Source organism: Vibrio rotiferianus CAIM 577 = LMG 21460 (assembly GCF_002741985.1).
GTDB classification, from domain to species: domain Bacteria; phylum Pseudomonadota; class Gammaproteobacteria; order Enterobacterales; family Vibrionaceae; genus Vibrio; species Vibrio rotiferianus.
In genome coordinates this window covers 85,608-103,503 of sequence record NZ_APHW01000020.1, presented here as the reverse complement: position 1 = coordinate 103,503, position 17,896 = coordinate 85,608, and the positions used below count along the sequence as shown (strand labels likewise).

The 17,896-nt window shown below is 44.9% G+C and carries 15 protein-coding genes and 1 pseudogene; 12 read left to right on the top strand and 4 right to left on the bottom strand.

Features of this window, described 5'->3' with window-relative positions:
• Positions 1 to 279 precede the first annotated feature (279 nt).
• The 8 genes from B853_RS09270 to malE all read left to right on the top strand — a co-directional run bounded on the left by B853_RS09270 (position 280) and on the right by malE (position 9,658).
• Positions 280 to 1,416 carry an efflux RND transporter periplasmic adaptor subunit gene (locus tag B853_RS09270; RefSeq protein ID WP_038885074.1) on the top strand — a complete coding sequence of 379 codons (1,137 nt, stop codon included), beginning with the start codon at positions 280 to 282 and terminating at the stop codon, positions 1,414 to 1,416.
• Positions 1,409 to 2,680, top strand: a complete 1,272-nt coding sequence (locus B853_RS09265) for a TolC family protein (RefSeq protein WP_038885073.1) — start codon at positions 1,409 to 1,411, stop codon at positions 2,678 to 2,680. Before B853_RS09270 ends, B853_RS09265 begins: the two co-directional genes overlap by 8 nt.
• Positions 2,677 to 3,891: an ABC transporter permease gene (locus B853_RS09260; RefSeq protein ID WP_038885072.1), complete on the top strand. Its 1,215-nt coding sequence runs from the start codon at positions 2,677 to 2,679 to the stop codon at positions 3,889 to 3,891. The genes B853_RS09265 and B853_RS09260 overlap by 4 nt, the downstream gene beginning before the upstream one ends.
• 2 nt (positions 3,892 to 3,893) lie before the next feature.
• Positions 3,894 to 5,177: an ABC transporter permease gene (locus B853_RS09255; RefSeq protein WP_038885071.1), complete on the top strand. Its 1,284-nt coding sequence runs from the start codon at positions 3,894 to 3,896 to the stop codon at positions 5,175 to 5,177.
• A gap of 22 nt (positions 5,178 to 5,199) precedes the next feature.
• Entirely contained in the window at positions 5,200 to 5,892 is a 693-nt protein-coding gene (locus tag B853_RS09250) for an ABC transporter ATP-binding protein (RefSeq protein WP_038885069.1), read from the top strand.
• A gap of 281 nt (positions 5,893 to 6,173) precedes the next feature.
• On the top strand, positions 6,174 to 7,184 hold the full coding sequence (locus B853_RS09245) for a substrate-binding domain-containing protein (protein WP_081641190.1): 1,011 nt from the start codon (positions 6,174 to 6,176) through the stop codon (positions 7,182 to 7,184).
• A 29-nt stretch (positions 7,185 to 7,213) separates the two neighbouring features.
• Positions 7,214 to 8,461, top strand: coding sequence for an alpha-amylase family glycosyl hydrolase (locus tag B853_RS09240; RefSeq protein ID WP_050568966.1), 1,248 nt, complete (start codon positions 7,214 to 7,216; stop codon positions 8,459 to 8,461).
• Positions 8,462 to 8,476: 15 nt separating this feature from the next.
• Entirely contained in the window at positions 8,477 to 9,658 is a 1,182-nt protein-coding gene (malE, locus tag B853_RS09235; RefSeq protein WP_038885067.1) for a maltose/maltodextrin ABC transporter substrate-binding protein MalE, read from the top strand.
• 192 nt (positions 9,659 to 9,850) lie between these two features.
• Here the strand turns inward: malE and B853_RS09230 are convergent, their stop codons facing one another.
• The 4 genes from B853_RS09230 to B853_RS09215 all read right to left on the bottom strand — a co-directional run bounded on the left by B853_RS09230 (position 9,851) and on the right by B853_RS09215 (position 13,690).
• Complete coding sequence (locus B853_RS09230; RefSeq protein WP_038885066.1) at positions 9,851 to 10,465, bottom strand: 3'-5' exonuclease; 615 nt, start codon at positions 10,463 to 10,465, stop codon at positions 9,851 to 9,853.
• 281 nt (positions 10,466 to 10,746) lie between these two features.
• A complete protein-coding gene (locus B853_RS09225; protein WP_038885065.1) occupies positions 10,747 to 11,700 on the bottom strand; it encodes a DUF2860 family protein in 954 nt (317 codons plus the stop codon).
• Between the two features lie 129 nt (positions 11,701 to 11,829).
• A complete protein-coding gene (locus tag B853_RS09220) occupies positions 11,830 to 12,765 on the bottom strand; it encodes a LysR family transcriptional regulator (RefSeq protein ID WP_038885064.1) in 936 nt (311 codons plus the stop codon).
• 7 nt (positions 12,766 to 12,772) lie between these two features.
• Positions 12,773 to 13,690 carry a LysR family transcriptional regulator gene (locus tag B853_RS09215; protein ID WP_265101999.1) on the bottom strand — a complete coding sequence of 306 codons (918 nt, stop codon included), beginning with the start codon at positions 13,688 to 13,690 and terminating at the stop codon, positions 12,773 to 12,775.
• A 198-nt stretch (positions 13,691 to 13,888) separates the two neighbouring features.
• On the opposite strand from B853_RS09215, the gene B853_RS09210 reads away from it, so the two are divergent.
• The 4 genes and pseudogenes from B853_RS09210 to B853_RS09195 all read left to right on the top strand — a co-directional run bounded on the left by B853_RS09210 (position 13,889) and on the right by B853_RS09195 (position 17,607).
• Positions 13,889 to 14,527 carry a hypothetical protein gene (locus B853_RS09210; RefSeq protein WP_128826865.1) on the top strand — a complete coding sequence of 213 codons (639 nt, stop codon included), beginning with the start codon at positions 13,889 to 13,891 and terminating at the stop codon, positions 14,525 to 14,527.
• 4 nt (positions 14,528 to 14,531) lie between these two features.
• Positions 14,532 to 14,951, top strand: a pseudogene (locus B853_RS09205) (alpha/beta hydrolase fold domain-containing protein); the annotation flags it as partial.
• 622 nt (positions 14,952 to 15,573) lie between these two features.
• A complete protein-coding gene (locus B853_RS09200) occupies positions 15,574 to 16,548 on the top strand; it encodes a DUF1852 domain-containing protein (protein WP_005443333.1) in 975 nt (324 codons plus the stop codon).
• A 30-nt stretch (positions 16,549 to 16,578) separates the two neighbouring features.
• Positions 16,579 to 17,607: a methionine synthase gene (locus B853_RS09195; protein WP_038885061.1), complete on the top strand. Its 1,029-nt coding sequence runs from the start codon at positions 16,579 to 16,581 to the stop codon at positions 17,605 to 17,607.
• The last annotated feature ends 289 nt before the right edge of the window (positions 17,608 to 17,896 follow it).

The following is a 17,896-nucleotide window of genomic DNA, read 5'->3' as shown; positions in this document are numbered from 1 at the left end:
CTGCGCTTGTTGGCTATTTCTACTGCGTTATCGACTTCTCATGTAGGCTAGCTACACAGCAAAGTCTCTGCCTTGTATAAATAGCCAACAATTCGCTGCAAAAATCAGCACGAAAGGTCAACAGGCCCTAAATCCAGTTATTCATTTTGTTTATTGTCAATTCTGCCTTACATAGCCATACCAAATGCGACAAATTCAGAGCGTTAAAGCCGATATTATCCCAGAACTTTGTGTTCATCAGATGGTCACAAGACTACAAAACAATAATTGGTATCAATAATGGCAAAAACTTGGCTTATCGCTGCTGTGAGCGTTGCATTGCTTGGCGGCGGTGCGTATTTCTATCTGCAATCTTCGGCTCAACCAGAGCCGTTTCCGACTCTGGTAGTGGAAAAGGGAACCATTGAAAAACAAGCGGTGGCAGTTGGTAACATTGTCCCTGCACATTCGGTTTCTATTAAGTCACAAATTGATGGTATCGTCGGCGAGATATACGTCAAAATCGGCGATAAAGTGATGCAAGGCCAGCCATTGATTAAGGTTCGTCCAAATCCAACTCCGAAAGCATTGACTGAAGCGTCTACAGACTTAATGAGTAGTGAAGCGGATCTTGAGTCAGCTAAACAAAAACTCGCTAACCTAGAAAGCTTGGTTCAACAGGATATTATCCCTAAGAATTTTGACTCGTACGTAAGTGCGCGCTCATCAGTAAAAACTGCACAAGCCAATGTATTGCAAAAACGTCAGAACTTAGAGCTAATTCGCAGCGGTGAAGCGTCGATTGGCAACGCGCGTCTGACCTCTACCATTTACGCGCCAATTGATGGCACGGTACTAAATCGTAAAGTGGAAGTCGGTGAGCCAATTATCTCAACCGAATCGAGCCAAGCCGCGACAGAAATGATGTCTCTGGCCGACATGAACAGCCTGATCTTCAAAGGCAGCGTAAGCGAGCATGATGCCGCGCAGCTTTCTCCGGGCATGCCGGTATTGCTGACCGTTGCGCCGTATCCTGATGTGGAAATCTCTGGCGTGCTGACCAAAGTTGCGATTCAATCAGAGAACCTAAACTCGCCAGAAGGCAATGCATCGGCAAAAAGCTTTGATAACGGATTTGGGGTTGAAGTGGGTGAGTTGGAAATCCCTAAAGAAGTGATGCTGCGTTCGGGATTCTCATCGACAGCGCAAATCACGCTGAAGAAATCAGAGAACGTTTTAACGCTGCCAGAGCGAGCACTTCAGTTTGATGGTGATGCGCCGAGCGTGTTGGTTCCAGATAGCTCTGAGCAAGGCTTCCATACACAGAAAGTGAAGCTTGGTTTGTCAGACGGCATTAATGTAGAAGTATTGGATGGTGTTGAGCTGAACGAAGAGATCATCGATAACAGCATGATGATGGGAGCGGCGCATGGCTAAGCTGAATTTGTCCAAAATTGGCTGCGCGATATTAGCCGCAACACTCAGCTTACCAAGCTATGCGATTTCGATTGAGCAAGCGTGGCAACAAGCGAAACAGAGTGACCCAAATTACGAGAAAGCCAAGATTGGCGTGCAACTCGGTGAAGTCAGTGTAGATGCGAGCCGCAGTTCATTATTGCCAGGTTTAAGTGCGACTGCATCTATGAACTGGAGTGAGTCTGCGGATAATACTAATAGTTATAGCGCAACGCTTTCTCAAACAATATGGGACAGCAGTTTGTGGTCAAATTTGGATCAAGCCAATGCCAACTACATCAAGGCTCAGCTTGAACTGGTTCAATCACACAATGAATTAGCACAAAGACTGCTTTCGTCTTACTTAGACGTTGCCAGCGCGCAGGGTGACCTTAAGCTGGCGCAATCTAAGTTGGAAGAAGGCAATGAACTGCTGAAGATCATCGAGAAACGTTACCTTGCGGGTAAAGTGAAATCAGTGGACGTTGAAGAGATCCGTGCCACTCAAGTTGCAGACAAAGCTGGCATTTTGAGTGCGCGCTCTGATCTGGAAATCAAACGCGCCGCACTAGCTGCACTGATCAACCACATCCCACAAAGTGTTGATCAAATCCGTACCGATTCCCTTATTCAGCCGCCAATGATGGTGGACACTCAAGAAAAATGGTTAAAGCTCGCTAAAGACAGTAGCCCTGCGCTATTAGTGGCAGCGCAAAACATGAAAGCGAGTGAATTCGCTAAAGATTCAGCTCAAGGTGGTTACTATCCGACTATCAAAGGTGATTTTGGTTACAGTGATAGTGACCGACAGTCTAATGGTGAATTCAACGCGGGCATTACCCTAAGCGTGCCGATTGATTTGAATGGTGCAACGCGCGCAAGAGTCGATGAAGCATCACTGAATATTCTCAGTGCCAAGCAAGATTTTCGTAGAGTTGAAATTGATATTCAAAAGCGAGTTATTCAGCAGTTTACTCAAGTCGACATCAACTGGAACCAAGTCTTGATTGCGAGCGAACTCGTCACCTCGCGAGAGAAAATACTGCGTAGCAAAGAGAAGCTTTACGATGCCGGTATGTTAGAAGTATCGGAAGTCATCAGTGCACATAACAGCTTGTTTGAAGCGAAAAACAGCCTTCAAAACAACTTGTATAACTACTGGCGTCAGCGCATTGGTCTGCTGCAAACGGCAGGAAAATTGGACGACGACACTATCGCACTGATCTCCCGAGCTTTTAATTCATGACCAGTTTATTGCAACAAACATGGCAAACGCTGATGGCGCATCGCATGAAAAGCATGCTCGCCATCATTGCCATTGCTTGGGGCGTGATATCCGTGGTGGTGCTGATAGCGCTAGGTGAGGGCTTTTATCGCCATCAAACCCAGCAGCTGTCGTTTATGGTCAACAACGTGCAGATCGCGTTTCCGTCGAGCACCAGCAAACCATGGCACGGCTTACCCTCAAGGCGTCAAATTCAGATCCCGCAAGACAAAGTCGATATGATTAAGCAGTCCGGTTTTGTCGAAGCGGCATCGAGCGTTTATGCCAAATGGGATGCGAGCGTCACCAATGACAAAGGGCAGAACTTGACCAGTAACGTCAGCGGTATTGACCCGTCTTACTTCTCCCTTATTCAACGTAAGTTGGAGTCTGGCTCGCGCAACCTGTCACCAACTGATATCGCTAACCACACGCGTGTTGCCGTGCTTGGCGATCAAATTGCCAAGATGGGTGAAATCGGCATTGGGCAAATGGTTAAGGTTAACGGTATCCCTTTCTTGGTGATTGGCATCATTAAAGACGAAGATACAGGCATTTCATTCGGCGATAGCCGCAAAGTCTTCATCCCGCAAACCACTTATCTCGATTTGTGGGATGCCAAACCGTGGATGCTACTACTTAAGCCGACTGAAGGTATGGATGGTCCCGCTTTCCGACAAGCGATCGTGAACTTCTATGCTAAGCAATTGCACTTCGACCCAACCGATAAAGAAGCGATCAACCTACCAGATTTTAGTGAAGGTGCAGCGCTAATCACGGGTATTTTCCGAGGCATTCAAATCTTCCTTGGGGCAAGTGGCGCAATGACCATGGCTGTTGGGGCGCTCGGTGTCGCGAACATCATGTTCCTCTCAGTGACAGAGCGAACGCGAGAAATCGGCGTGCGCTTGGCAATAGGCGCGACACAAAAATCGATCCTCAGTCAGTTCATTCTTGAAGGCTTGTTCTTGGTGGCTGTCGGTACGGCACTTGGCCTGTTAGTCGCGTATATGGTGGTGGCGTTGTTAGGCTCCATCACCTTACCGGAGTGGTTAGGTTTTCCTGTAATCACACCGGATTCCATTGTTTGGTCACTGTTAGTCACGCTAGTGCTTGCATTGTTGGCGTCTTACTTCCCAGCGAGACGAGCATCGCGACTCACTCCAGTAATCGCTTTGAGCGCGAGGGCATAATCATGTTGCTACCAATGAGACAAATCTTTCAGGAAATGGCGGCAGAAAAGCTTCGTTTAGGCTTAACCATTCTTGCTGTGGCATGGGCGACCTTATGTATCGCGGCAATGCTGGCCGTGGGCGAGGGCATTCGTCAGGGGGTATTAAGAACCGCGCAAAATGGTAATGGGAACCTGATTTACCTAACGGGTGGTATGGCGACGGTCGATTATGGCGCTTTTCACCAAGGCAAGTTCTTAACCTTAAAAGTCGACGATACCGATGTGGTCAAAGCCCTTCCAGAAGTAAAGAACGTTGCACCCACCGCTATTTGGAATGAGCGCATTACCGTCGGCGACCGAGGTTCATGGCAAGAACCATTAGCCGTCACCACAGATTTTGCATCAATGACCAATCTAACGCCAATGGATGGCGGACGTTGGTTAAATCCACTCGACCAAAAGCAGATGCGCAAAGTGGTCGTATTAGGCTATTCGCTCGCGGCAGACTTGTTCAACCCTGTCGATGATTTTAACTGGTTCGCACCAGTGACACTGCAAACCGATCCCGTGGGGGAGAAGGTCAAGATTGGCAGCGAAGAATTCACCGTGATTGGTGTATTGAAGAAAAGCAGCGCCGAGATTGAGCAGGGCGACCAAATCAACTACTCCAGCTTTGTACCGTTAGCAACGTGGCAGCGCTTTCATACTAACGGCGATATTGGTGGCATCAACGTCGAGCCACAAGCTAACACTGACCGCAAAAAGCTCGCAGATACCATTCGCCAAGTCATAGCTCGCAAACATGGCGCTAGTGTAAGTGATGAGCAAGTGGTGCAAGTGGAAGACATGTTCCTCAAACAGAAAAGCATGCAGCAGTTTTTGATTGGCCTGCAAAGTTTCCTTGGCATCATCGGTTTTGTCACGCTTGCCGTAGCGGGTGTGGGGATCGCCAACGTTATGTACGCAACCGTGAAGCGTTCAACCCGAGACATCGGCGTGCGAATGGCGGTCGGTGCTACGCCAACGGCGATTCGCTTGCACTACTTGGTGCAATCACTGATGACCATGATGTTAGGTGGCGTGTTGGGGTTAGGGGTGACTTACGCATTGGTATCGGCAATCAGCGCCATCAACCTAGAAGGCAACGTATTCTATGAGCACCTTGGCAAACCTGTCCCAGAGCTGTCATGGATTGTGGTCGCGATTGTGATTACCACCTTAGTGATCATCGGTGTTGCATCCGCTTGGTTGCCTGCAAACCGAGCTGCTAAAGTGAGCCCGTTGGAGGCACTACAAAGTGAATAATAATAAGAATTCTGGAGAGAAGATGTCGAACAAACCACTTGTTGAGCTAACTAACATCTGCAAATACTACTCAAGCGGAGAGGCGGAAGTGCGCGCGCTAGACGGTGTTGACTTAACCATCAATCAAGGTGAGTTTCTTTCGATTCTTGGCCCGTCTGGTTCGGGTAAATCCACATTGATGAACATGCTCGGCTGCTTAGATAAACCGACCGATGGTGAGTACCAACTGGGTGGTCAAAACGTGGCAAGTCTAAGCGCGAACGAGCTAGCGGGTATTCGCAACCAAAAGATAGGGTTTGTCTTCCAAAGCTTTAACTTGTTGGAATACGCGACAGCATTGGATAACGTGGCGCTGCCATTGGTTTACTCTGGTATCAAAGCCAAAGAGCGCCGTCAACGTGCCGCGAAGTTGTTAGAACAAGTGGGGCTAGGAGACCGTCTCGACCACAAACCAAACCAGCTTTCTGGCGGTCAAAAACAGAGGGTCGCGATTGCAAGAGCCTTGGTCAACGATCCGCAAATCATCTTAGCGGATGAACCAACAGGGGCATTGGATTCGAAATCCGGCGCAGAGATTGAAGCCTTGTTCAATCAACTCCACGCCGAAGGCAGAACCTTGATCATCGTGACGCACGATAACGCCCTAGCAGAGCGCACTAAACGCATCATCACCATCAAAGATGGCAAGGTGATTTCAGATAGAGTTCCGACTTAAGGTCTTTCTACAGACTTGAGTTCCTCTAATAAATAGCTCTAAACAAGAAGCAATTTTGGTTGGTTAAATCAGAATTGCTTAACCCTTTCTTTCTATCCTTATCGCAAAGTTCATAAATTGTCGCCTAACTATCGGCTAATCATTTTTGTTCGAATACCTACAAATTAAACCGGTTTAAATTTCTTGCGCAGTTAGAGGTGGCGGTCACAATAAGTGATTGTTCTTATTGTCCTAAATTGTTCTTAGCTCTAAATTTAAACCGGTTTAAATATTTGGCGAAAATGATGACGACTATCAAAACACTTTCCGAACATCTTAAGTTATCAAAGGCGACAGTAAGTCGAGCTCTAAATGGTTACCCTGAAGTAGGAGCGAAAACTCGTGAACGCGTTCTTAAAGCAGCTAAAGAGCTTGGCTACTCAGCAAACGCAAGTGCAAAACAACTGGCTACTGGCCGTTCTGGGATGATTGGAATGATTTTGAAATCAACGAACGAACTAGTCGATGCTCCAACCTATGTTGAAGAGCTTGCCTCGATCAGTTCTTACCTTGCGGAATTAAATCACCATCTACTCATCGGTTCTTCTGTGAAAGGCGACGCGCTCTCTACCATTAAACAATTTGTCTCCAAAAAAACGGTTGACGGTTTGATTTTAAAAGCACCAGAAGTTGATGATCCGCGAATCAAATATTTACTGGAAAAAAACTACCCGTTTGTTGTTCATGGTCGCTCAGAGGCTAACCCTAACTATGCTTTTTACGATATTGATAATGAACAAGTCGCCACACTTGCAGTGGACCATCTCATAGAGCTTGGTCACGAGAAGATCGCGTTCATAAACGCACCAACACATTTAGCGTTTGCTCAGCAGCGTCAAGCGGCTTTTGAAAGAAGAGTCGCAAATATTGAAAGCAAGGTTGTCAACGTATCCGTTGTTGAACATGAAGGTTTTGAAGCCACAATGGCACTGCTTAACCCCAACAATCATTTCATTCCGACGGCAATCGTATGCTCAAGTGTCAGCTTGGCCTTGGGATGCTATCAAGCAATTAAACAAAGCGGACTGGAAGTTGGAAAAGACATATCTGTCGTTGCACATGATGACGTGCTAGCTCACCTTAACAGCGCCAAATTCAATCCTCCGCTCACAGTGACATTGTCTCCAATTAATGGCTCTTCAAAGCCATTAGCAGAAAAAATGAAATCTCTGCTTGATGGTAAACCGATCGAAGAGCTTCAAACCATATTACCCGTCGAGCTCATTAGACGTAGTTCGACACAGCAACGATAAAAATTTTAACGTTTACACGGAGAGTTAAATTGGCAACTGTAAATACAAGCTTTCAGCATCCTGAGTGGTCAAAATCGGCCAATATTTACCAGGTCAACCTTAGACAATATTCAGAAGCAGGAGACATTCAGTCATTTAGACAAGACCTTCCGCGTCTGAAAGAGTTGGGTGTAGATATTATATGGCTAATGCCCATTCATCCTATTGGTGAAAAAGAGCGTAAGGGGAGCTTGGGAAGCCCATATTCTGTAAAAGATTATTATGGAGTTTGTCCAACGCATGGCACTTTAGATGATTTCAAAGTTCTAGTGGATGCCGTTCATGAGTTAGGAATGTACATCATTATGGATTGGGTCGCTAACCATTCATCTTGGGATAACCGTTGGGTTACTGAGCATCCTGAATGGTACCTAAAGAATGCCCAAGGAGAGATCCATTCGTATGTCTATGATCACGGTGAAGAGCTTGAGTATTGGGATGATGTCGTGGGCTTCGATTACACTCAGAAGCCACTCTGGGACGAAATGGAAAACGCTCTTAAGTATTGGATTCAAGAGGCTAACATTGATGGGTATCGCTGTGATGTCGCGGGTCTTGTTCCAACCCCATTTTGGGAGCGCGTAAGAGCAACGTTGGATGAAATTAAGCCAGTCTTCATGCTTGCTGAATGGTCAACGGTGGAGCTACATGAAAAGTCGTTTGATATGACTTATAACTGGGATTTCTACGACGTGATGAAATCGGTGGCTGCCGGTAAACCGATCATCACATCCTTCCAAGAGTACCTATCAAAAGAGGTGTCTCGTTACCCATATGACGCCTATCGTATGGCTTTTACTACCAATCATGACAAAAATTCCTGGGATGAGTGCGATGTGAAAATCTTCGGCGATGCATTGAAAGCGTATTTGGCGCTGACGATGACATTCCACGGCATGCCATTGATCTATAACGGGCAAGAGTCGGGATTAGGCAAAAAGCTCGCTTTTTTCGAAAAAGATACCATCGATTGGAAGACATTCGCCTTTACACCGCTAATCAAAGAACTGTTTTTCCTAAAGAAAAACAACCCAGCATTATGGAACGGCCAATACGGTTCTGTACCAGAGATTCTAGAAGCTTCAAACGGTGAAGTTATTGTTTTTTCTCGTGAAAAAGAAAACAACAAAGTCATTATTTGCATTAATTTTTCATCGAAACAAGCTGCAGTTACGTTAAATAAAACAGTCATTACTTTGGAACCTTATGGATTTAAAGCAGTGGTTGAACAACAGTAATAATAAGGTGAAACAATGAACAAACTAAAAGCGCTTAGTATCGCTACATTATTGGCAATAACTTCTTCAAACGCTGTCGCTTTCTCAGAAGACACAATTACAGTGTGGGTGCCGAGTGACAAAGGCTACAACGGCATTATCGAAATTGGTAAGAAATTCACTGAAGAAACGGGTATTAACTTAGTTGTGGAATACCCTGACAAACTAGAAGTGAAATACGAGAGTCGTGCTGCGGTTGGTCAGGGGCCAGACATCATGATCTTTGCCCACGATCGATTTGGTGGTTACGCTCAAGCTGGCCTTGTTCGTGAAGTTAAGCCTAGCGAGGAATACAAAAGTAAATTTGAAGCCTTTACTTGGAGTGCAATGAACTTCAATGGTAAGTATTTCGGATACCCGATTTCGGCGGAAACGCTTTCACTCATTTATAACAAAGACATTATTTCAGAGCCAATTGAGAACTGGGAAGATGTTTACGCCCTAGATAAAGAGCTATCCAAACAAGGCAAGAAAGCCATTATGTGGGATATTAAATCTCCGTTCTTTACTTGGCCATTGTTAACCACTAATGGTGCTTATGCGTTTGGTATAAATGACAAAGGCTACAATGCAAAAGATGTAGGGGTAAACAACAAAGGTGCTCATAAGTCGATGGCATTTTTGAAAGAGCTCGTCGATAACAAGATCATCATCGCTGATGCCGATTATGCTAATGCTGAGTCTGCCTTCAATCAAGGCAAGGTAGCTATGACGATCAATGGCCCTTGGGCATGGGCTAACTTGGACAAAAACGGAACGAACTATGGGTTGGCTGTCCTTCCCAAACTCAACGGTAACCCATCCAAGCCATTTGTGGGGGTTCTGACCGCCGGCATTAGTTCTGCCACACCAAATGAAGATTTGGCAAGAGAGTTTATCGAAAGCTACCTTCTGACCAACGATGGTCTTCGCTACATGAATAACGACAAACCCATTGGTGTACCTGCATTGAAATCATTCAATGAAGAACTGAAGAAAGACTTTAGAGTGGCCGCAACCTATGAGAATGCGATTCAAGGTGAGGTAATGCCTAACATCCCTCAAATGATGCCATTCTGGTTTGGTCAACAAGCTGCAATTGCGGATGTACTTACGGACAGACAATCGATTGAGGATGCACTTGCAACCGTTGAAAAACGCATGTTGGCGAATAAGTAAGGCACTTATTCAATACTACATGAGCAGGTTCCAATCTGCTTAAGTGAGTTTGAATCATATAAGATGAACGCTTGATAACAAGACGAAAATCTCAATGTCGTTATCAAGCGTTATCAAAATTTGTCTGTCCAATAGGGCAGTATCAGAATGGACTAAATGGAGGCAAGTAGGGGCATACACCAAGAAGTCGAACTAAGCGCGGTTTTTAGCCAGTAGCTGATCCACTTTTCCTTTTGCTGTCTTACTTACCGTCTGCATAAACTTGAAGCTTGGCGCTGCAATACCGGATTGCTCAAGCTCTTTTACCATCAACAACCACAGTTTTGCCGTTACCTGTGCATCAGCTAACGCGCGGTGGAATACACCGTCGTTTTCGATGTTTTTGTAACGAACCAACTCACCCAACTTGTGTGACGGCGCATCTTGAATCAGGCGTCTTGCCACCAATAGAGAACACGCGAACTCGCCAGAGTAACCGCAGTCGATTCGCTCCAGTTCCGCATCCAGAAAGCGCTTATCAAAAGACGCGTTGTGCGCGATAAGATTCTCACCCGCAATAAACTCACTGAACGAAGCCATCACTTCATCGCAGCTCGGCGCGGTACGCAGCATGTTATTGGTAATGCCTGTGTAGCCCTCAATAAATGAGCTCACACGAAAGCCAGGATTCATAAGTTGTTGAAAACTATCGACCACCTCACCATCAACGATCTTAACCGCACCGATTTCTATTGCGCGATCCCCCATATTCGGAGACAGACCTGTGGTTTCAAAGTCGAGTACGACAACGGAGTTAGCTTGAGGCATGAAGTTTTCCAACTGAACAATAAGGCGCAAGAGTATCGTTGAAAGTATGGGAAAAGGGAAGGAGTGGGTTCTTCTCTGTTAAATATCCTATGTGATTTAGAAACTCAAAAGCTATGCAATCTCATATGGAACGTCCGTCAATTAATAGATCAGCCAAAATAAATAATATTCTAACAACAGGAAATTGAATTAATTTGTATTTATGGTCGGCGGGATTTGTTTGCTGTTTGTTGGAATAGTCTTTAGGCCCATCAGATTGATGGACCCGAACATAAGAAATATTAGAACTTGTAGTTCATACCAATAGACATCAGTAAGCTATCGCTACTATAGAAGTCGATGTTTGAATCATTGATAGTACCGCCAACAAATGATGTGACACTCCAGTTATCCCAACCTGAGATATTGCTATACTCGTAAGCGAGAAATAGTCGGTACACATCATCACTTCGCGTTTTGGAGAAAACAGGGTTTTCTGCTGAAAAGTCTCGTAGTGTATAGCTTCCTGTTAGCGCTAGCTTATAGTTGCTTGTTAGGTAGAAATAACTTAGTTCCCCCTTATAGGCGTTAAACGATGCAGCGCTACCATCAGCGTCATGGTCAGTGTAGCTAAAAGCGGTAATGTAGCCTGAGTTGGCGTTAAGCATTGTGCGGTACTGACCTTTTATGTAATAGGTTTCACTATCTCGTAATAATTCCGCGTGATTAATTCCTTCATTGTCAATCTCAGCAGTCGCATACGCCATATCAAATGACACTCCGCTGTTCCACAGATTAGAGAGCTTCAATCGATATGCGTTGCCTTGACGATCGGTTGTTTCCCTTTCTTGTTCAGTTAGGTATGGATTCGTCCATACTTCATCGGCGAGAACGGTAGGAAGATAACCGATGTCGAGTTTGGTGCCATTTAGGAAGTCATATTGATACCCAAGCTCAAATGCGAGCGTACCAACGGCCAAATCATCGCGAGAAGTACCAAGATATAGGCGCTGGTTATTTTGCTCGTTAAGCGCGTAGTAAAGGTTGCCCAGAGGAGCAATAAATGCACTGCTAGAGCTACCACCTTTACCTAAGTGGTTAATTTGTTCAGAGCCATTGGTATCTAGGTTTGAGTTCGTTGTGCTAAAACCAGAGTTTAAAGAGATTTCACCAGTGAAACGTGAAGAGTCAAATGCACTAGCTGAAGCGATAGAAATTGGTAATAGTGAGAATACAGAAAGTAGTGTTTTGTTCATTGGTCGTTCTCATCAACATAAGTTAAGCCTTTCCTATAGCAATAATTCCTTAAGTTGATGAGAAGCTTATAGCGAGTTATTTTTCCTTGCTATGAATTAGAGAAATGCATTTCTGAATTTTCTGATTCATTAAGTGACAATGGCAGTGACTAGCTCATCAAAATATGACTGGATAACTTGGTGTAGATGCTGATTAAGTGGGTAGCCACGCTTTGTTTGCAGGTAGCCACCACAGATTTTAATCTTCCTCATCTGTACTGGGAGCTCGGGTAGTGGGTAACTTGTCAGGCGTTCGTCAAGTAAACTCATATACTTGCTACCGTACATTATCGCATCTGATGTACTTAATTTGTTGGTAAGCACCCGAATGCTGTGGGTAACCAACGATACTCGCGGCTGAAAGCCTTTGGCTATATAGATCTCTTCTACAGGTGAACGTTTGGAGTTGATACCATCGATGATCACTCGGGCTAATGGTAAATGATAGATTGATTCCCAGTCAGAACTTTTTCTCAACACTGGGTGATCTTTACGTGCGACTAAGCAAAGATCTACTTCTTCGAGTGTATGGCTGTAAATCTCTTGCGGTAAAGGATAGCCTTCAAAGTGAATTAGATAGTCAATACTGCCATTTAAAACCTCAGATAATGACTGTTCCTGCCAATAAACCAAGCTGAAATTAGCGTTGGGAAAGGTATTGCTCAGAGCATTAAAAATGCCCTCACCGTGTAGCTCTAAGAAAAAGATATTCATGGCGATTTTAATCTGGCCATTAAACTCTATAGGGTCAAAGCTCTGGTAAGACTCTACCACTTTCATTAGTGGTGTGAACATCTGATCACTTGCTTCAGCTAACTTCTCGGCAAGCTCTGATGGCTCAACACCATGTGCTTTGCGGATAAAGAGCTGCTCTCCGAATACATCACGAAGTTTTGAAAGTCCACGGCTGACGCTTGTTTGTGAGATTCCTAATCTGTCAGCAGCAGCATGCGTGTTACGAGTCTCTACTACAGCTTTTAAAAGCTTTAATAAGTTCAAATCGAGATCTTGGAGTTTCTTTCTCATGCTACGCTCACTGGGTTAATAAGGTTTCATCAAAAAAGGATTGGATAGTTTGATGGAGATATTGGCTGAACGGGCTGCCACGCCGTGTTTGTAGATAAGAGCCATTAATGTCGAGAACATTATGTTGTTGGATATTGGGTGGTAGAGAGTAGCATTCAATCTCAGGTGCAATTTGTTTTACGAAGCTGCTCGAGTACATGATCGCGTTGCTATTTTTGACCAATTCAACCGCTGTCCTGACACTGTGTGTAGTCAGCAAGAAGTTTGCTTGGTAGCCCTGTCTTTCATACAGGTGTTCAAGGATTCCTTTTCTTGGGTTAATACCATCGAGATAGAGCCTGACTATTGGCAATGGGTGAATCGATCCCCAATCACTACCCTTGGATAGAATTGGGTGGTTCTTTTTAGCCAATATAACATTCTCAATTTTGGCCAAGTTTCGGCAGAACACATCTTGAGGCATGGAGTAAGACTCAAATTGAATTACATAGTCAACGCCACCTTGTAATACATCATAGAGAGAGTCTTTTTGCCATTGAGAAATATTGAAACTCGCGCTAGGTAAGCTGGTTCGTAAAGCAAGAATTAGACGTGGGCCAAAGAACTCGAGCAAAAAAGTATTGATCAATATGCTGATTTTTCCGGCATACTTTTTTGGATCAAAAGTAGAGTAGTCTTCAATCACCTTTTCGACCGGATGCAGCATTTCTACTGAAGCATCTGCCAACATTACGGCTAGCTCAGAAGGCTCAACGCCGTGAGCTTTGCGAATGAACAGCTGTTCTCCGAAACACTCTTTTAGCTTCATCAAAGCACGACTGACACTGGCTTGTGATATGCCTAGTTTTATCGCTGCTGCGTGAGTACTTTGAGTTTCAACTAACGCTCGTAGTATTCGAAGTAAATTAAGATCTAAATCTTTGATGTTAATAGTTAACTCTCCCTATCGTCCTTAGTTTAATCCTAGCAGGCAACCTGTGGCTGTGAAGTCTTTAAGTTCACTTTATTTGTAGTGGGTTGTAAAAATGAATTTCTCTAATTCATACACTTAGCAAATCGGTTTGTTTATCGTACTTCCATCGCGGCAAGGAGTGCTTTTGTATCAAACTGTATAGGTGACAAAATGAAACCACGTAATCTCTTCCTTTCTTTTATAGCAACAAGTTTTTTAAGTGCTGGCGTCATGGCTAATACAGGTAAAGAGGCATTATCACTTTCTTCACAGCCAGTACCTTTAACAACAGCCGTTAGCCCTGAGTTTTATGAGTTTTCGAAAAACTTTCCGGCAGCGAATGTAGCGGCATTGCAGAAAAACTTACCCAAAACAGAAAGCGAGTGGCGCGCTTTCGTTGATGCACGTGACACGCCGGCCATCGAACGTGCAGGATCGTTAGCTAAGATGTTAGAGGTAACCATTGAAAAAGATTCTATTGGTGGTGTTGATGTGTATTGGGTCACGCCAAAGACGATAGCGCCAGAGCTAAAAGACAAGCTCTATGTCGCGGTTCAGGGCGGTGCCTATATGTTGAATAGTGGTCTAGCATCAACCTCAGAAGCCTCTATCATCGCTGCTAAGATGCAAATTCCAGCACTAGCCATCGATTACACTAAATCGATAGATGCACCTGCACCAGCAAGCCGTAATGATATTGTTATGGTGTGGAATGAGTTACTAGAAACACGAACAGCAGACTCCATGGTTATGGGGGGGGACTTCTGCTGGCGGTGCTTTAACGTTAGCGGTTACACAAGAGCTCAATAGGAAGGTTTTACCTGTGCCAGCGGCACTCTACGTGGGGACGCCGGGGGTTGATATGACGATGACTGGAGACAGCCGTTATATCAATGAAGGACTAGACCATATTTTAGGTAGCTGGCGTGGAATGTCTTCTGAGTTAGTCAATGTCTATGTGGGTGAGCTAGAACTAACAGATCCTATCGTATCGCCAATTAACGGCAGCTTTGAGAACTTTCCGCCAACTTATTTGATCACTGGCACGCGCGATTTGTTATTGAGTGATACTGTACGAGTGCATCGCGAGCTTAAGCGTGCAGGGGGTGAAGCGGAACTTAATGTCTATGAAGGTCAATCTCATGCCGATTACGCTGTAGCTTTTGGTACCCCTGAATCTGAAGAGCATTATCAGGCACTGAGTGAGTTCTTTTATGGAAATTTGATGAAGTAGAACTGAGTTTGTACGGAACCGTAATCACCTTAGAAAAGAGGTAGGTGTGGATTTCATTGTTGTTACTTTTAAAAATCAGGCTACTCAAGTGGTCTGATTTATAGTAGTAAACTGTTATAGGAAGGAAAGGTGGAGCATTGTGGATGTCAGAACACAATACAACGGAGAGTCGTTAACTAAACTCCGCATCTGTGTTCTCGTATTTTAGAACACTAGCTGTATTCCGGATAATACCTTTCTACTTTCCATTTTATAAAACAATGAACTGCTAGAGTTAAATTCAATCTATTAGTAGCTCCTCTGATGGCTCTAGCAGTTGCTAGTAACGAGGCTTGAACATTCGTTCGCCTCGGAATTGTAACTCAGTCGGAGTTACGTACTCAAACCATGAAATTCCTTCATGTTCAACGTGAAGTATTACCAATGTTATTCAAGTAACGAAGCAAGTATAAAAAACAGACTGCTCTGGTGTTAGGCACTGTGACAGCTGTTTTTGAACTGAATTTTCGAAGTAAACGCTGCACACACTGACGATTGGGAAAATCAAAAAACACAACCATCCCCAAGAACAGAGTTAGGAATCAGTCAGCGTTTATCTAAGGAAATAGGATACCAACTCACCATGAATAACGATTTCAACTTTGCTATTAAGAGCATCCGTTTTGATGAGAACTACCAACCATCAGACAGCACGCGCATCACTACCAACTTTGCTAACCTAGCTCGTGGTGACAGCCGCCAAAATAACCTTCGCAATGCACTGCGCATGATCGACAATCGTTTTAATGCTTTGGCACATTGGGATAACCCAAATGGCGATCGTTACAGTGTCGAGTTGGAAATCATCTCTGTGGATATGGATATTCAAGGCAGTGGCGAAGCGTTCCCATCCATTGAAGTGCTTAAAACCAACATTATTGACCGCAAAACCAATGAACGCATCGAAGGCATTGTGGGTAACAACTTCTCTTCTTATGTGCGCGATTACGACTTTAGCGTTCTGCTGTTAGACCACAACAAAGACCAGCCTCAATTTAGCATTCCTGCCGATTTTGGTGAGTTGCACGGTAAGCTGTTTAAAGCGTTCGTGAAGTCGGAATCGTACCAACAACATTTCCAAAAGCCGCCAGTGATTTGCTTGAGTGTGTCGGACAACAAAGTTTACCGCCGTACTGACAACCAGCATCCAGTGTTGGGTTTTGAATATCAGCCAAACGAATCGTCATTGACTGAGCAGTACTTCAAAAAGATGGGCTTACAGGTGCGCTACTTTATGCCGCCAAACAGTGTCGCTCCGTTGGCGTTTTACTTCTTCGGTGACTTGTTGAATGACTACTCGAATCTAGAGCTGATCAGCACCATCAGTACCATGGAGACGTTCCAAAAGATTTATCGCCCAGAGATTTACAACGCGAACGCGGTAGCCGGCCAGTGCTACCAACCGAACTTGAAGAATCTTGATCACTCGTTAACCCAAATCGTTTATGACCGCGAAGAGCGCAGCCAGCTTGCAAAAGAGCAAGGGAAGTTTGCTGAGGAGCACTTCATCAAGCCTTATCAAGCGATCCTTGAGCAATGGTCTGCAAACTACGCGTAATCGAAAACGAGAATCTAGAAGGGAATGACGATGAAAACACTATTACCGACTTCAACGGCGGGCAGCTTACCTAAGCCTTCTTGGCTGGCTCAACCAGAGACGCTTTGGTCTCCGTGGAAACTGCAAGGCGACGAGCTTATTGATGGTAAACGCGATGCGCTGCGTGTCTCTTTGCAAGAGCAAGAACTGGCAGGGGTCGATATTGTCAGTGACGGTGAACAAACTCGCCAACACTTTGTGACGACCTTTATTGAACACCTTAGTGGCGTAGACTTTGAGAACCGCAAAACCGTGACCATTCGTAATCGTTATGACGCGAGTGTACCGACGGTTGTTGGCCCAGTAAGCCGAACCAAACCTGTGTTTGTGGAAGGTGCGAAGTTCTTGCGTCAGCAAACCAACCAACCGATCAAGTGGGCGCTGCCGGGGCCAATGACGATGATCGACACACTGTATGATGATCACTACGGTAGCCGTGAAAAACTCGCTTGGGAATTTGCAAAGATTCTTAACCAAGAAGCCAAAGAGCTTGAAGCGGCAGGTGTCGACATTATCCAATTTGATGAGCCCGCATTTAACGTCTTCTTTGATGATGTGAACGAGTGGGGCATTGCCTGTCTAGAGCGTGCTATCGAAGGGCTAAAATGCGAAACGGCTGTACATATCTGCTATGGCTACGGCATCAAAGCCAATACGGATTGGAAGAAGACGCTGGGCTCTGAGTGGCGACAATACGAAGAGGTGTTCCCAAAGCTACAAAAGTCCAATATCGATATTATCTCACTTGAATGTCATAACTCGCGTGTACCTATCGAACTACTTGAACTTATCCGCGGTAAGAAGGTGATGGTTGGTGCAATTGATGTAGCAACCAACGAGATTGAAACGCCAGAAGAGGTTGCAGAAACACTGCGCGAAGCACTTAAGTACGTCGACGCCGACAAACTTTACCCATGCACCAACTGCGGCATGGCGCCTCTATCTCGCGAAGTCTCAACTGCGAAGCTCAATGCACTCAGCGCAGGCGCAGAGATTATCCGCAGAGAGTTGGCTGATTAATATCAAAACTTAGGTTCGACACAATAAACTCAAGTTAGGGGCATTCCAGAGAGTCCAAGAGTCTGCTAACAACTCGCTGGGAAATGGCGATAACCTTCGAACTTCACAGCACTCTGCGGGTAGATCCTGAATCATGCTCGTCCCTCGCTGTTCAGGATGACGGACGTTGATAGATACGGTGCTCCCGATATTTTTATATTTGGTGTGTATCCAAAATTGGGTCATTCCAGCGAGTTTAAGCGAGACTAGGAATCCGCTAACAACTCGCTGGGACATGACGATAACCATA

Excerpts from the sequence above, each read along its gene's own strand:
- B853_RS09270 (WP_038885074.1), top strand. The coding sequence starts at position 280 with ATGGCAAAAACTTGGCTTATCGCTGCTGTGAGCGTTGCATTGCTTGGC.
- B853_RS09220 (WP_038885064.1), bottom strand. The coding sequence starts at position 12,765 with ATGAGAAAGAAACTCCAAGATCTCGATTTGAACTTATTAAAGCTTTTA.
- B853_RS09195 (WP_038885061.1), top strand. The coding sequence starts at position 16,579 with ATGAAAACACTATTACCGACTTCAACGGCGGGCAGCTTACCTAAGCCT.
- B853_RS09250 (WP_038885069.1), top strand. The coding sequence starts at position 5,200 with ATGTCGAACAAACCACTTGTTGAGCTAACTAACATCTGCAAATACTAC.
- B853_RS09255 (WP_038885071.1), top strand. The coding sequence starts at position 3,894 with ATGTTGCTACCAATGAGACAAATCTTTCAGGAAATGGCGGCAGAAAAG.
- B853_RS09265 (WP_038885073.1), top strand. The coding sequence starts at position 1,409 with ATGGCTAAGCTGAATTTGTCCAAAATTGGCTGCGCGATATTAGCCGCA.
- B853_RS09245 (WP_081641190.1), top strand. The coding sequence starts at position 6,174 with ATGATGACGACTATCAAAACACTTTCCGAACATCTTAAGTTATCAAAG.
- B853_RS09200 (WP_005443333.1), top strand. The coding sequence starts at position 15,574 with ATGAATAACGATTTCAACTTTGCTATTAAGAGCATCCGTTTTGATGAG.
- B853_RS09225 (WP_038885065.1), bottom strand. The coding sequence starts at position 11,700 with ATGAACAAAACACTACTTTCTGTATTCTCACTATTACCAATTTCTATC.
- B853_RS09210 (WP_128826865.1), top strand. The coding sequence starts at position 13,889 with ATGAAACCACGTAATCTCTTCCTTTCTTTTATAGCAACAAGTTTTTTA.
- malE (WP_038885067.1), top strand. The coding sequence starts at position 8,477 with ATGAACAAACTAAAAGCGCTTAGTATCGCTACATTATTGGCAATAACT.
- B853_RS09230 (WP_038885066.1), bottom strand. The coding sequence starts at position 10,465 with ATGCCTCAAGCTAACTCCGTTGTCGTACTCGACTTTGAAACCACAGGT.
- B853_RS09260 (WP_038885072.1), top strand. The coding sequence starts at position 2,677 with ATGACCAGTTTATTGCAACAAACATGGCAAACGCTGATGGCGCATCGC.